This is a genomic window from Psychrosphaera haliotis (assembly GCF_039523615.1).
GTDB lineage: Bacteria > Pseudomonadota > Gammaproteobacteria > Enterobacterales > Alteromonadaceae > Psychrosphaera > Psychrosphaera haliotis.
The window spans coordinates 605,034-619,415 of record NZ_BAAAFQ010000004.1 but is presented as its reverse complement, the minus strand read 5'-3'; the positions used below and the strand labels follow the sequence as shown (position 1 = coordinate 619,415).

The following is a 14,382-nucleotide window of genomic DNA, read 5'->3' as shown; positions in this document are numbered from 1 at the left end:
CTCCATGTAATCCTTAAAGTCCTTCTCAAAGCTCCTTGCTTTCCCCTTTCTATCCCTAACGCATCCTACGTATCCGATCCTTTTTTTCCTGGCGTCCTGCCTTCCTTGTTCCTTTCCATTAGTGGTGCTCCTGCACTCCTAATTAAATCCCTTATCGCTTCCAGCGTTTCCGTTCCCTGTGTGACAAATCCTGTTGCACTCTCGTCGTTAAGTGCTATCTATATTAACTAGAAATTAAAATCTAAGAATATTCAAATAGAGAAAAAAATTACTGATAATTCTTTTAATATTCAATTTTGGGATAATATTTTGCTAAAACAATGATTTAGGCTTGTGTTGTTGCTGATTTGAGCAAAATTTTACTCTAAGTCTGCACTGTTTGTGAGAAATGTCTCACAAGCTCTCGGGACAAGTGCACTTTGTTGCTATACTCCAGGAGTAGGTCATTCCCTTATAATTCTTAATTAGGAGCCCAAATGGACGTTGATTTTGTTTACGATACTTATGAGAAGCAGCACCAGTTACATATTTCTGGAGAACACGTTGCAGTGGCCCGTTTCTTAAACGAAATTTTCACACCTAAAAGAGGCGAGACTAAAGCGATTGAGTCTTTTATTTTAGAGATAGAAAGCAAACCAGAATCAATTGCCTTTACCGAGTGGACATTAACCACAGACGGTGACGAAGTATTAATACAACACAATAGTTGCTTTGAATCAACGAACTTTCAATCTGAAGAGTCAAGCCTAATGGACTGGGAAATGAAATGCCAGTGCGGCATTGCTGACTTTATCGAATTGCTAGTCAACTGGGTCGACTTTATAGAGTCCACATAAACCCTAGCCCCTGAATAATCTTTGAGCTGCGCTTTAATGGTCTTTACCGGCTAATTAAAAAACTAAAATGTGATTCTCTATTAGCGGCTATTGTTGGTAAAAAGCAATACAGTCCTTAATCGCTTTTTGATGTTGTTTATCTTTTGTATTAAACATGAGCCCAATCGCTACCTTTTCATTGTTGCTCTTTTGCCAAGCCACTTGAGCAGGGATCTCAATAAGACTTTGTTGCTGATACTGACTTAAGCCGGTATTGGGTAAACGAAGTGCCAACGTCAACTCTTCATTTAACGCTGAGTCTGGAATTGAGTTGGTTAGCATAGCGCCAATTCCAGTCTGACTAATATTGCTAGATAAGCCATCATATTGTCCAAATGGGCCTCGAAGGGTAATTAAATTATGGCCTTTTACTCGTTGTGCCGCCCGTTGTTCGTTAGTAGTGAGTAACTTGTCAGTCTCTTTAGGACATAAACTTCTATCTATACTTAAACCAGATAGTTGTGCCTTTAAGCTGGACGTTAAGTTATTGAGTGTGGTTGATATGTTGGCCGAGTTACTAATTTTAAGGCTATTATTTGATATGGTTTTAAATAAAGCGTTTAGCTGAGTGTTCAAATTGTTAAAGCTAACAATTTGATGGTGGACTACACTCTCAATGTTTTTATTAAGTTCTGAAGTATCAATAATGTCAGCTTGCATGGTTTGCACAGAGCTGGCCGTTTCCTTTATTTGCACTTGGCTTTCATTAATATTATCAACCAAAAATTGCATTGAGGATTGCGCATTCGTTACCTTAGAGAGTAATTCATCCAGTATGTTTGTAATTTGCTCTGCTGAACTTTGCGATCTTACCGCTAAGCTTCTTACCTCGTCAGCCACTACCGCAAACCCTCTGCCTTGCTCACCCGCACGAGCAGCCTCTATTGCAGCGTTCAAAGCAAGTAAGTTAGTCTGCGAAGCAATATCTTTGATGGTAGATAAAATAGAATTAATGTTGCGGCTAAACTCAACGATTTCCTCTACTTGGTTTGAGGTTTCATCAATATTAGCGGAAACAGAGTCTAATCGAGCAACGGACTGATTTAATGACTGGTAGCTTTTATTAGCCTGTTGTTCTGCAGTCTCTGATTTTTGATTGGCTTGCTGCGCTATTTCCTGTACTTGAGTAGCCACACCATGGACTTTACTTGTTGCTTGCTTAATCTCATTCTCTTTGGCTTTTTCAGTTTCACTCATCGATTCAATTTCATTGGATATTGCAGCGATCTGAAACGCTGACTGGCCCATATGAACAGTAGAGCCTTCAATATTTGTAAGAATTGAATTTAGCTTTTTTAACACTAAGTTGAAATGGTGCTCTAGAGCGCCAATTTCATCACGGGAATGTATAGTAACGTTTTTTGTTAGGTCGCCTTTTTCAACGGCTTCTAAAGACTCAAGTAGAGTGAGAATAGGCGCAACAAAAATTCTAGCGGCAATCATTATGATAAAAAACTGCAAACCAAATTGTAGTAAAGAATCCCAAATGGACGTGATGTAAAACGCATCAAGTTGCTGCTGCATACTTTCATGTAACACAGGATCGCTAGTGGTCGATTCGACCAGCTCAATTAAGCGTTTTAATTCATTTGATGCAAGTAAACGATTGTAAATGGTAGTGATCATGGCAATAGCCATAAAACCAAGCTGCAGCTTCCATCGGAGGCTTAGGTTTAACCAAAAAGATTTCATGCCGTAATTTCTTATTTTTATTATTATTTGAACAGGCTTAAGTCTATGTCGACTCAAACTCAGATTACTTTAAAGTTAACGCTAAAAGCAAAGGAAATGATTGTTTTTCAGGCACAAAAAAGCCCTCACCAAAATGTTTGGCAAAGGCTTTGTATTTAATACGGCAAAAATTTTCTTAGTGGGTGTGACCACAACCGCCAGCACCATGAACGTGTCCATGAGCAATTTCGTCAGCAGTAGCTGCACGAACTTCCAATACTTCTACGTCAAATTTAAGATCAACACCAGCAAGAGGGTGGTTTCCATCAACCGTAACTGACTCGTCGTCTTTATCAACAACAATTACAGTTTGCTCGCCATTATCTGTGCTTGCGCGCAGTTGCATGCCAATCTCAACTTCAAAGTCAGCAAACATTTCGCTACCAACTTGCTGAACTAGGCCATCCATGCGAGGACCATATGCGTTATCAGCATCAACAGACACTTCAAAAGTATCGCCTTTTTCATGACCATTCAGTGCGTCTTCTAGGCCTTCAATTAAGAACTTTGAACCTTGGATAAAAACCAGAGGATCATTATCGTAAGAGCTATCAATTAGGTTGTCTTCTTTGTCTTTAACCGCGTAATGCATTGTAACAACGGTATTTTCTGCGATCTTCATAAGGATCCTTAGTCTTGGTCAAGTGAGTATGGGAGAGGTAACAAACGAAAATGTTGATCACTCTCAGAGTCTAAATAAATCTTATCGTTTAAATCTGTATCGTTTGGTAAAACAAGTTGAGCTGTGGTTTTACCATTATAAGTAGTGCTGTTAATGACTTTACCACTAGCACGGCGGTTATTATTCATGGCTTTAAATACGTCATCACCTGCAGTTAGATCATATTCACCGTCGGTCTCAGCTAAATATAAAGCACGTTTATTCTTACCAAGGTAGCGCATTCTCGCCACCATTTCCTGGCCCATGTAACAACCTTTGTTAAACGAAATATAATTTAACGCTTGCAGGTTGATCATTTGAGGCACGTATTCGCCAATCGTTTTTGCGAAAAGGTGGGCTCGCCCTGACAGAACTTCATTATTCCACCATTCGTTTGAACTATCTGCTGTTACCGTTAATTCTTCACTGCTTAGCACTAAAACGTGGCCTTGAGTTAATTCAATACTCTTTTGTGAAGCAACGGCTTCATTACTTCCGTACATGTGCCAGTTGTTGGTATCGTCTGTAATGTCTGTTTTTGAGAAAACGCCATACTTATTAAGTTCAGCTAATGAAACTTCAGCGCTCTCTTTTGTCATTACTAAATAAAGCGCGTCGTTTTGTTCAAAGGCAATAAATGTAGACCATGCTTTACCTTTGGCGTTGCAGTGGGCGCCGGCCTGCCACTCAGATGCTTTAATATCGTCTACGTTACAAGTAACTTGGCCTTGCAAAAACGAATGGTTTTGCTCACCACTTAACTTAATAACGGCAAATTGTGATAGTGAAACTATAGAAGTCATGGCATTCGCTTAAAAAATTAATAATGTTTAAATATGGGGATGAAACATTTAAGAACAAGGGTATTTTAGCGAACATCAAAAAACATTGACACCTTTTTGAAAATGCTCGGTATAATCAATCTATCATTCGTTAAGAAAGTGAATTTTAAATAATGTCAGAGTCAAAATCGCAAGTTGTTTATGTAGATAAAAGTGGTAAAAAGTTTCTTCTTGATTCTAAACCAAAACTAAAGTGGGCTTGCCGCCGTGGCATGTTAGAGCTTGATGTTTTGCTCGAACCATTTGTCGACGAAGCTTATGACGCGTTATCCACTGAAGACAAGTCTTCATTTCAAAGACTATTAGCGTGTGAAGATCCAGAGCTATTTGCTTGGTTTATGGGGCATAAAAAATGTGGAGATCAGGACCTAGATAAGGTTGTGAAAATAATCCTGAACCGAGTTAAAGCACATTAATTAGTAAATAGCGCTACACTCACAATATGACCGAGCGTAGCGACTTTCCTCAACAATATAACAATCAATTTGACCTCATCGTTAGGCCGCTTTCTCGTTGGCGCTGGGCATATTGGTTACTGTTTTTATTGGTATTTAATCCCAGCTTATTAGTATTAGCGATTATTCTGCTAATAGAACACCGCTACTCTTATTACAGTTTGAGCCATTCTTATTCCATTAGTGAAGTTAATTTAAACCCTCTATTTGGCGGGATCATTGGTCCTGTCGCACTCGTATTACTTGAAAAACAAGAAAGTCATGCAGGCAAACTTATGTGGGTATTTAAAGATCAAGTTGGGTTAAAGCAATGGCGGCAATTAAGCCGCATGCTAAATATGCCATTACAGTTCAAGACTGAACGTTAAGGAATTAGAACCGTCGGCGTTGAGCTTGGCAGTGTGTTAGGGTAATCAATGGTGTAATGTAAACCTCTGCTTTCCTTTCTCGACAGTGCGCTAGTAACAATTAGCTGTGCAACTTGTACTAAGTTTCGTAATTCAAGTAGGTTATTACTCACTCTAAAGCTAGAATAAAACTCGTCAGTTTCTTGTTTGATTAATTCAATGCGCTTGAGTGCTTTTTTCAAACGTCGATCAGATCTAACTATTCCAACATAGTCCCACATTAATAATCTTAATTCGTGCCAGTTATGGCTAATCAAAATGTCTTCAGCAGAGGAGGTGACTAAGCTTTCATCCCAGTTTGGAATAGTGACATCTTGGTGTGGGTTATCTAAATTTAATAAGATTTGTTGAGCGGCCCCTTGTGCAAAAACAATGCATTCCAAAAGGCTATTACTCGCCATTCTGTTTGCGCCATGTAAGCCTGTATAAGCCACTTCGCCAATAGCAAAAAGATTATCAATATCTGTTTTACCAGTTAAATCTGTCATCACGCCACCACAAGTGTAGTGAGCGGCAGGAACCACAGGGATTTGCTCTTTAGTGATATCAATACCTACTTTTAAACAGGCAGCGTATATCGTTGGAAAATGCTCTAGGATAAACTGTTCATCTTTATGAGTGATGTCCAAGTACATACAGTCAGCACCTAAACGCTTCATTTCAAAGTCGATGGCACGAGCGACGATATCTCTTGGTGCAAGCTCGCCTCGCTCATCAAAGTCGGGCATAAAACAAGTACCGTCAGGACGACGTAATTTTGCGCCTTCGCCTCTCATCGCTTCTGAAATAAGGAAGTTTTGAGCTTTTTCATGATACAAACTAGTTGGGTGGAATTGATTAAACTCCATATTTGCAACACGACAACCTGCTCGCCATGCCATGGCAATGCCATCACCGCTGGCAATATCTGGGTTAGAAGTATATTGATAAACCTTACTTGCGCCGCCAGTAGCTAAGGTAATAAATTTGGCATGAACGACTTCAACTCGTTCTTCATTTCGATTCCAAACATAAGCGCCGTGAACTTTTTTTGCAGTTTCAGTCAAACTAACCTTTTCACTTGTCACTAAATCTAAAGCATTAAATCGTTCAAATAAACGAATATTTGGATGTGCCTTTACTCTATCAAGTAACGTGGTTTGCACAGCCTTGCCAGTTGCATCAGCCGCATGAAGGATTCTTCTGTGGCTATGACCACCTTCACGAGTTAAATGATATTTACTTAAACCGTCGGGGCCAGTGACTTGGTCAAACGGTACACCTTGGTCAATTAACCATTGCATAGAGCTTTTTGCATGACTAGCGGTGTGAATCACAGCTTCTTCATTACATAAAAGGCCACCGGCAATGAGCGTATCTTGAACGTGAGATTCAATACTGTCGTTTTCATCAAAAACGGCGGCGATGCCACCTTGAGCATATAGTGTAGAACCCTCTTTTAATGCCGATTTACTTAAAATGATGACATTTGCCTTGTCGGCAATGCTTAAAGCCAGTGTTAATCCGGCAGCACCGCTACCAATAATCAAACAATCTGTTGAGTGTTGCGTTTCATTCGACATTAAAAATTTACCAAGTCAGTCATTGTGTTAAGCTCTATTTTTACTAGAGAGGGCGGCAAAAGGAAGGCGTTAATTCTTTCACAAATGTCCGTTGTACGTCTATTTTACAAAAAAATTCAAAAAAAATAGAACTTTTTCAATAAGCGTTAGTCATAGTTACAGCAAACGCGATATTAGCAGACTTTAGTCGCTAGCTAAAACTGGGAGTAGTAGCTCGAATGAGCGAGCAGAGCAAAGATTTAGGATTAGTCAGAAGAGCACAAGCGGGCGAAAAAGCAGCATTTGATTTACTGGTACGTAAATACCAAAATAAAATCATTGGATTGGTTTCTCGTTATTTAGGCAACAACGGAGATGTTCAAGACGTTGCCCAGGATGCGTTTATTAAAGCTTATACGGCATTGCCAGGGTTTAGAGGTGAAGCTGCATTTTACACTTGGCTATATCGAATTGCGGTAAATAGTGCAAAAAACTATTTGATGGCAAGGGGGCGTAGACCAGCAAATGTAGATGTGGACGCTGAAGGTGCTGAATATTATGAGACCAATGAAGCTTTACGCGAAAATGCGTCGCCAGAAAGCTTAGCGTTAACTGACGAAATAAAACATGTAATTTTCGATACTATTGAGCAATTACCTGAAGAGCTAAAAGTAGCAATTCAGTTAAGAGAAATCGATGGTATGAGTTATGAAGAAATAGCAACTGCAATGGGTTGTCCGATTGGCACTGTTCGTTCACGTATTTTCCGTGCTCGAGACGCAATCGACGCAAAATTGGAACCGCTAATTGAAAACCGTTAAATGGAGCCGTTCGTAATTATGACGAATCAACACCAAGAACCACTATCAGCAATGCTGGATGATGAGTTAACAAATAATGAGTTAACTCAAGCGTTAGACAGCATTAAAGATGATCAACAGTCCGTTCAAACCTTTGGACGTTATGCCCTGATTGGTGATGTGCTCAGAAAAGAGCAAGAGCTAGTGAATGATGACTCTTTTGCGAATAGCATTCAGGCAGCCATTGCCGATATTGAATTGCCAATGGTTGACCAACTCGAAACGGAAAATGTTGCATCAATTGCGAAGCACCCTAAGTGGTATCAACGAGCAAGCCAAAAAGTGGTTCAGCTTGGTGAGCATAAGCTTCTTAAAGGCAGTGCGCAATTTGCCATTGCAGCATCTGTAGCGTTAGTAGCCGTGGTTGGTGTGAGTAACATGAACCCTGGCCAAGACAAGATTACGTCGCCAGTGTTAAACCCAGTTCCATTAGTACAAGGTTTATCACCAGTCTCGCTTTCAAGCGATAGCTTTAAAGAAAAGCCAACGGCGAATCAAGTGACTCAGTCAAGAATCAACGCGTTAATGGCCGATCATAACCAGCAATTAAGAGCAACAGACGATAAAGAAGAGCTGGAAAAAGAAGATAAGAAGATTGAGCAATAGTTTATAACTGAATAATTGCGTTAATTGAGTAAACTCGAATAGCCTGTGGTGTTATCATTAAACTTGATATCATCGGCAGGCTTTTTTGTATCTAGTGTTTGTCTTCGTAGAAATCTAAAGGATTGTATTAAGTGCGTATTTTATTTTTATTGATCACCTGTTTTGTTTACAGCACGAGTGCTGCATCCACCGCAACTGCATCCACTAAAGTGGTAGCACCTGAAAGTGAACAACTTCAGTCTAAAGAACAACAACTTCAGTCTAAAGAACAACAACTTCAGTCTGAAGCTCAATCACAGTCTAAAGCCCAACCTCAACTTAAAGAACAACAACTTCAATCTGAAGCTCAACCTCAACAGGCTACTACCCCAAATGGCGAAAAGATAAATGCCGCTTATTGGTTGAAAAAATTGCAAGAAGCACTCACCAAAAGTAATTTTGAAGCTGGAATTGTGACTTTAAAAGGTGAAAAGACGGAGTCCTATCAGTGGACGCATGGATTTAAAGTTAATGATGATGGCACTGAAGTTGAGATTGAGCGAGTGTCACCGCTCATAGGCAATGGCATAACGGCCATTAGAAAAAACCAAACGTTATCGTTTTTTGAATCCAATAAAGAACCATATTCAATTAGTGGAGTGAGTATTCGAAATTTCATTCCCGCTATCTTTTATAAAGACTTTGGTGATTTAGTAGATAGTTACCAGTTTGTTTTAGTTAGTAAAAGTCAAATTGCGGGGCGCTCAGCGCAGTTAATTAGAGTAGAGTCTGTTACCAAAGAAGCCTATAACTTTTGGGTTTGGATAGATGTCATTAGTGGTTTACCTCTAAGAATGGCGTACATCGATGAACAGGGTGAAGTAGTAGAGCAAGTACTAATGACACACCTTTCTTATTTAACAGAGCCGAATGAAGAAATAAATAAACTGTTTGAAATTCAATTGCCGCAGGTCGCAAATACGGCAATAGCAATGAATCAACAAACAAATAACTGGCAGCTTGAATATACACCAAATGGATTTGAGTTATTAAAAAGCGATAGACACCATGTCTCTATTAACCGTGAAGTTGCAGACTATTACTTGTTTAGTGATGGTTTAGTTGAGTATTCGGTATATGTGCAACGCCCAATTGAGAGCTTTAATAGCCCTTTAGTATTAAAAGATGGCGGCACGTCATTTGTAATGGTTCACGCCGATGGCTTTGATGTAACAGTTGTGGGCATGTTGCCTACGGAAACTGCGTTTAAAATAGCGAAAAGCGTAAAAAGTAAATAACATGATTAAAGAGTTAGGCATTGTTGTTGAAAAAGACCAAGATTCAATTTGGGTAGAAACGGCGGTTAAATCTACCTGTAAAACCTGTGCTGCAAAAAGTAACTGCGGCACAAGTGCCGTGGCTGAGGCGTTTGCTGGTAAATCTGTCATCAATAAAGTTGCTAATAGTCTTAATGCCCAAGTTGGCGACCAAGTGGAAATCGGCATTCCAGAAGAAAGCTTAATTCAAGGTGCCTTTTGGATTTATTTAATGCCAATATTTTCAGCCCTCATTTTTTGTTTAGTAACTCAATATTGGCTTACAGAGTTTATGGAAATAAACGAAGGGTTAGTAATATTGTCCACGTTTTTAGGTGGTTACTTAGGGTTTGTTGTCGCCCGAAAAAAACTAGCGTCTTCACCTTCTGATAAATATCTTCCGCAATTACTCAGCATACGACCTGAGATCATTCCCGTTAAACCTGTTGATAGTTAATTAACTACTAAAACAGTGGAGCGTAACAAGATAAACGTGTAAAATTGCGCCCTTTTTACGCATATTTATATTTAGCAAAAACCTGAATTGGAATTCCTGTTGTAACAAAATGAGTTGCAGTTGCAGTAATCATTAGGTTTTTTTGTAAAGCGTTAAGTTTAATTCGCTTATTTTCAGTGACTAACAATAGTTAGCACGTAACGGCTACAGGTTAAAATACAGTAATTTATGAAGCATATTCGCAACTTTAGTATCATCGCCCATATCGACCACGGTAAATCAACATTATCGGATCGTCTTATTCAGCACTGTGAAGGCTTAACAACGCGAGAAATGAAAGCTCAAGTTCTTGACTCAATGGATATTGAGCGTGAGCGCGGCATCACTATCAAGGCTCAAAGTGTAACGCTTAATTACACAGCAAAAGATGGTGAAGTTTACCAACTTAACTTCATTGATACGCCAGGACACGTAGACTTTACTTATGAAGTATCACGCTCTTTGGCAGCTTGTGAAGGTGCGTTGTTAGTTGTTGATGCTGGCCAAGGTGTTGAAGCTCAAACCGTTGCAAACTGTTATACCGCCATTGAAATGGACCTAGAAGTTCGTGCGATATTAAACAAAATTGATTTACCTCAAGCTGATCCAGAGCGTGTTGCAGAAGAAATAGAAGATATCGTTGGTATTGATGCAATTGATGCGGTTCAGTGTTCGGCAAAAACGGGTTTAGGTATCGAGGATGTTTTAGAAGACATCGTTAAAAATATTCCACCACCAGAAGGTAATGTTGACGGGCCAGTTCAAGCTTTGATTATTGACTCGTGGTTTGACCCGTATCAAGGTGTTGTATCTTTGGTCCGTATTAAACACGGTTCATTGAAAAAAGGCGATAAAATTAAAGTTATGTCTACCGGTGAATCTCATCAAATAGACAAAATTGGTATTTTCACGCCAAAACAAACAGACACAGGTAGCCTAAACACTGGTGAAGTAGGCTTTATCATTGCTGGTATTAAAGACATTTTAGGCGCGCCAGTTGGTGATACCTTAACAACGACGGTTAATGCCGCGACTGCGCCACTTCCAGGCTTCCAACAAATCAAACCTCAAGTTTATGCAGGTGTATTCCCAGTAAGCTCAGACGATTATGAGTCATTCCGTGATGCGCTTGGTAAATTAAGTCTAAATGACGCGTCGTTATTTTATGAGCCAGAGAGTTCAACGGCATTGGGTTTAGGTTTCCGTTGTGGTTTCTTAGGTATGCTGCACATGGAAATTATTCAAGAGCGTTTAGAGCGTGAATATGACCTAGACCTAATCACAACAGCACCAACCGTAAACTACGAAATTCTTAAAAAAGATAACTCAGTTGTTTCTATTGATAGCCCATCTGAATTGCCAGCTCTTAATGATATTGCAGAAATTAGGGAACCAATTTGTAAAGCAGATATCTTAGTACCACAGGAGTATCTTGGTAACGTTATTACTTTGTGTATAGACAAGCGTGGTACACAAACCGCAATGAGCTATCACGGTAAGCAAGTTGCTGTAAGTTATGACTTACCAATGGCTGAAGTCGTAATGGACTTTTTTGATAGATTGAAGTCTACCAGTCGTGGTTTTGCATCACTAGACTACAACTTCACAAGATTCCAAGAAGCGGACATGGTACGTGTAGACATTTTACTTAATGGTGAAAGAGTGGATGCATTGGCGATGATTTGTCACCGTGACTTTGCACAAACTCGTGGTCGTCAGTTAGCGGACAAGCTGAAAGAGCTAATCCCAAGACAGATGTTTGATATTGCGATACAGGCTGTTATTGGTGTTCACGTAATTGCTCGTACAACAGTAAAACAATTGCGTAAAAACGTAATCGCGAAGTGTTACGGTGGCGATATTTCACGTAAGAAAAAACTACTTCAGAAACAGAAAGATGGTAAGAAACGCATGAAGCAAGTAGGTAATGTTGAGTTACCGCAAGATGCCTTTTTAGCTATTTTGAAAGTTGGTAAGTAAAAACTAGTCGGTTAGGTTAAGGAATTAATTAGTATGGCAGGGTATTTCGCAATATTTTTGGTCGTTGTTACGCTCATCTGTGGTTTTGTTTGGTTATTAGATGCAAAACTTTGGGCGCCAGCTAGAAGAGAACGTGTTGCCCATGCGCAAGCTGCAGCTGGTGGTAATATACCAACAGCAGACTTAGATAAGTTGGCTGAGCAGCCTGTATTAGTGGAAACGGCCCAGTCGATTTTCCCTATATTGGCGCTTATTACTATATTTCGTTCATTCCTATTTGAACCGTTTCAAATACCGTCAGGCTCAATGATGCCAACTATGTTAGTTGGTGATTTTATCCTAGTACAAAAATATGCGTACGGCGTACATGACCCGGTTTGGCGCAAAGAGCTAATCACAACCGGTGCACCAGAACGCGGTGATATTGCTGTATTTAAGTTCCCACTTGATGAGCGCTTAGATTACATAAAGCGTGTAGTAGGAACGCCTGGCGACAGAGTTATTTATAAGAACAAGCAACTTTTTATTCAACCAAGTTGCAAAACTAATCCTACAAATTGTGACAAATTAACTAGAGTTAATCTTAGTAAAGAAGCGGAAGGTGAATTTGAATCAATGGGCATTCCATTGATCACCGCTAAAGAGCAATTAGGTGAAGTAGAACACAATATTTTAATCAACCCTGCATACCCAGACATGGCTGAACGTTTTTATTCTCAGCCGGGCACGCGTAAAGGTGAATGGATAGTACCTGAAGGTTATTACTTTATGATGGGTGATAATCGAGACAACAGTACAGATAGCCGTTTCTGGGGCTTTGTAAGCGAAGACCAGCTAGTGGGTAAGGCTGTATTTATATGGATGAGTTTTGTCTTTAACGATGGCCAAATAAGCTGGTTACCAGACTTTGTCCCTGTGGATATTCGATTTTCTCGTTTAGGTACAGTGCAATAATAGTTTAAGAAGAGTAAAACTTGATAAGAACAGATTATAAACAGTTACAAAAAAAATTAGGTTACGAGTTTTCTGATGAGTCATTGCTAATCCAGGCACTGACTCATCGTAGTTTTAAAGGTGCGCACAATGAACGTTTGGAGTTCATTGGTGATTCGTTGTTGGGCATGTTTGTTGCGGAAGCTCTGTACTTTGAGTTTCCAAAAGCAACAGAAGGTGAACTTACTCGAATGCGTTCGCAGATTGTTAAAGGTCAAACTCTAACAGCTATCGCTAAAGAATTTGAATTAAGCCAGTGGTTGCTTTTAGGCCCAGGCGAAATGAAAAGTGGCGGTTGCCGTCGTGATTCTATTTTAGAAGATGTGATTGAAGCTATTATTGGCTCGGTCTACTTGGATTCAAACATTGAGCAATGTAAAGAATTTGTTCTAAAGTTAGTTAAAAAGCGATTGGCTGACGTTGATCCAAGTAACGCCTTAAAGGATCCTAAAACTCAGCTACAAGAGTGGTTGCAGTCGAGAAAACGCCCACTACCCGTTTATGAAGTTATCAATACAACGGGACAGGCGCATAACCAAACATTCACAGTGAGTTGCACATTAGATGATGGCCAGCAACTTGAAGCAACGGGCACAAGCCGTCGCAAAGCAGAACAATCTGCAGCACGTAAAGCATTAGAGGTAATAAAAAAGTGAGTAAATCAGAACAAAACCAAGCGGAATTAGACGCGTTATTAAGTAATTTAAATAACCGCGCTGATTTATCACAAACTAAAAAGTGTGGACTGGTTGCCATTGTTGGTCGACCAAATGTAGGTAAATCTACATTAATGAACCACATACTTGAGCAGAAAATCAGTATTACCTCTAAAAAACCTCAAACAACACGTCACCGTATTTTAGGTATTCATACTGAAGCCAATGAACAGGTTATCTACGTTGATACTCCTGGTCTTCATAAAGAAGAAAAGCGTGCGATTAATAAATTAATGAACCGAGCTGCGTCAAGTGCACTTGGTGATGTAGAAGTTGTCTTGTTTGTTATTGAAGCAATGAAGTGGTACGAAGATGACGAGATGGTTTTATCAAAAATAAAACGCTCTAAAAAGCCAGTGATGCTACTTGTAAACAAAGTCGATGAGATAAAAGACAAAGAAACATTAATGCCATTTTTACAAAAAATAGCTGCATTACATGACTTTGCAGAAATTATTCCTATTTCTGCTGAGAAAGGAACAAACATCGAACCAATTAAAGAAAAGGTTCGTGATTATTTGCCTGAAAACCCATTCTTCTTCTCTGAAGATGACGTTACGGACCGTTCTTCACGCTTTATGGCTGCGGAAATCGTTCGTGAAAAGCTAATGCGTTTCTTAGGTGAAGAGCTTCCTTATTCTGTGACTGTTGAGATTGAACAGTTTAAGTGGGATGAAAAGATTTGGCGTATTAATGCATTAATTTTGGTAGAAAGAGAAGGCCAAAAGAAAATGGTAATTGGCGCGAAAGGCGAAAAACTTAAGATAATTGGTCGTGACGCCCGTCAAGATATGGAACGTTTACTTGAAGAAAAGGTTTATTTAGAGCTTTGGGTAAAAGTGAAAAGTGGTTGGGCTGATGATGAGCGAGCACTGCGCTCATTAGGTTACTCTGAAGACTAGTAGGTTTTTGGTAAAATAACGT

15 protein-coding genes are annotated in these 14,382 nt (G+C 39.5%); 11 read left to right on the top strand and 4 right to left on the bottom strand.

All coding sequences use genetic code 11. The features are described 5' to 3' along the window. Window positions 1-476 precede the first annotated feature (476 nt). Window positions 477-836, top strand: a complete 360-nt coding sequence (locus ABD009_RS05325; RefSeq protein ID WP_343823327.1) for a YacL family protein — start codon at window positions 477-479, stop codon at window positions 834-836. An 87-nt stretch (window positions 837-923) separates the two neighbouring features. Here ABD009_RS05325 and ABD009_RS05320 read toward each other — a convergent pair whose 3' ends face one another. The 3 genes from ABD009_RS05320 to ygfZ form a co-directional block, all read right to left on the bottom strand. Next, on the bottom strand, window positions 924-2,567 hold the full coding sequence (locus ABD009_RS05320; RefSeq protein ID WP_343823325.1) for a methyl-accepting chemotaxis protein: 1,644 nt from the start codon (window positions 2,565-2,567) through the stop codon (window positions 924-926). A gap of 175 nt (window positions 2,568-2,742) precedes the next feature. After that, entirely contained in the window at window positions 2,743-3,228 is a 486-nt protein-coding gene (locus tag ABD009_RS05315) for an FKBP-type peptidyl-prolyl cis-trans isomerase (protein WP_155695731.1), read from the bottom strand. 8 nt (window positions 3,229-3,236) lie between these two features. After that, a complete protein-coding gene (gene ygfZ, locus ABD009_RS05310; RefSeq protein ID WP_343823323.1) occupies window positions 3,237-4,070 on the bottom strand; it encodes a CAF17-like 4Fe-4S cluster assembly/insertion protein YgfZ in 834 nt (277 codons plus the stop codon). A 152-nt stretch (window positions 4,071-4,222) separates the two neighbouring features. On the opposite strand from ygfZ, the gene ABD009_RS05305 reads away from it, so the two are divergent. Beyond that, window positions 4,223-4,525 carry an FAD assembly factor SdhE gene (locus ABD009_RS05305; RefSeq protein WP_343823321.1) on the top strand — a complete coding sequence of 101 codons (303 nt, stop codon included), beginning with the start codon at window positions 4,223-4,225 and terminating at the stop codon, window positions 4,523-4,525. A 26-nt stretch (window positions 4,526-4,551) separates the two neighbouring features. Beyond that, entirely contained in the window at window positions 4,552-4,932 is a 381-nt protein-coding gene (locus tag ABD009_RS05300; RefSeq protein WP_343823318.1) for a hypothetical protein, read from the top strand. Here the strand turns inward: ABD009_RS05300 and nadB are convergent. Beyond that, a complete protein-coding gene (gene nadB, locus ABD009_RS05295) occupies window positions 4,929-6,533 on the bottom strand; it encodes an L-aspartate oxidase (protein ID WP_343823316.1) in 1,605 nt (534 codons plus the stop codon). The two genes, ABD009_RS05300 and nadB, sit on opposite strands and share 4 nt — an antisense overlap. A 218-nt stretch (window positions 6,534-6,751) precedes the next feature. Between nadB and rpoE the strand changes: the two genes are divergently transcribed. The 8 genes from rpoE to era all read left to right on the top strand — a co-directional run bounded on the left by rpoE (window position 6,752) and on the right by era (window position 14,360). Then, a complete protein-coding gene (gene rpoE / locus ABD009_RS05290; protein WP_155695726.1) occupies window positions 6,752-7,333 on the top strand; it encodes an RNA polymerase sigma factor RpoE in 582 nt (193 codons plus the stop codon). An 18-nt stretch (window positions 7,334-7,351) separates the two neighbouring features. Further along, on the top strand, window positions 7,352-7,978 hold the full coding sequence (locus ABD009_RS05285) for a sigma-E factor negative regulatory protein (RefSeq protein WP_343823314.1): 627 nt from the start codon (window positions 7,352-7,354) through the stop codon (window positions 7,976-7,978). Window positions 7,979-8,109: 131 nt separating this feature from the next. Beyond that, complete coding sequence (locus ABD009_RS05280) at window positions 8,110-9,255, top strand: MucB/RseB C-terminal domain-containing protein (RefSeq protein ID WP_343823312.1); 1,146 nt, start codon at window positions 8,110-8,112, stop codon at window positions 9,253-9,255. Window position 9,256: 1 nt separating this feature from the next. Beyond that, entirely contained in the window at window positions 9,257-9,730 is a 474-nt protein-coding gene (locus ABD009_RS05275) for a SoxR reducing system RseC family protein (protein WP_343823310.1), read from the top strand. A 228-nt stretch (window positions 9,731-9,958) separates the two neighbouring features. Then, window positions 9,959-11,749, top strand: coding sequence for a translation elongation factor 4 (lepA, locus tag ABD009_RS05270; protein ID WP_343823308.1), 1,791 nt, complete (start codon window positions 9,959-9,961; stop codon window positions 11,747-11,749). 33 nt (window positions 11,750-11,782) lie between these two features. Then, entirely contained in the window at window positions 11,783-12,703 is a 921-nt protein-coding gene (gene lepB, locus ABD009_RS05265; protein WP_343823306.1) for a signal peptidase I, read from the top strand. Between the two features lie 23 nt (window positions 12,704-12,726). After that, window positions 12,727-13,398 carry a ribonuclease III gene (gene rnc, locus ABD009_RS05260; RefSeq protein WP_330997782.1) on the top strand — a complete coding sequence of 224 codons (672 nt, stop codon included), beginning with the start codon at window positions 12,727-12,729 and terminating at the stop codon, window positions 13,396-13,398. 89 nt (window positions 13,399-13,487) lie between these two features. Further along, window positions 13,488-14,360: a GTPase Era gene (era, locus tag ABD009_RS05255; RefSeq protein WP_155696084.1), complete on the top strand. Its 873-nt coding sequence runs from the start codon at window positions 13,488-13,490 to the stop codon at window positions 14,358-14,360. Window positions 14,361-14,382: the final 22 nt, after the last annotated feature.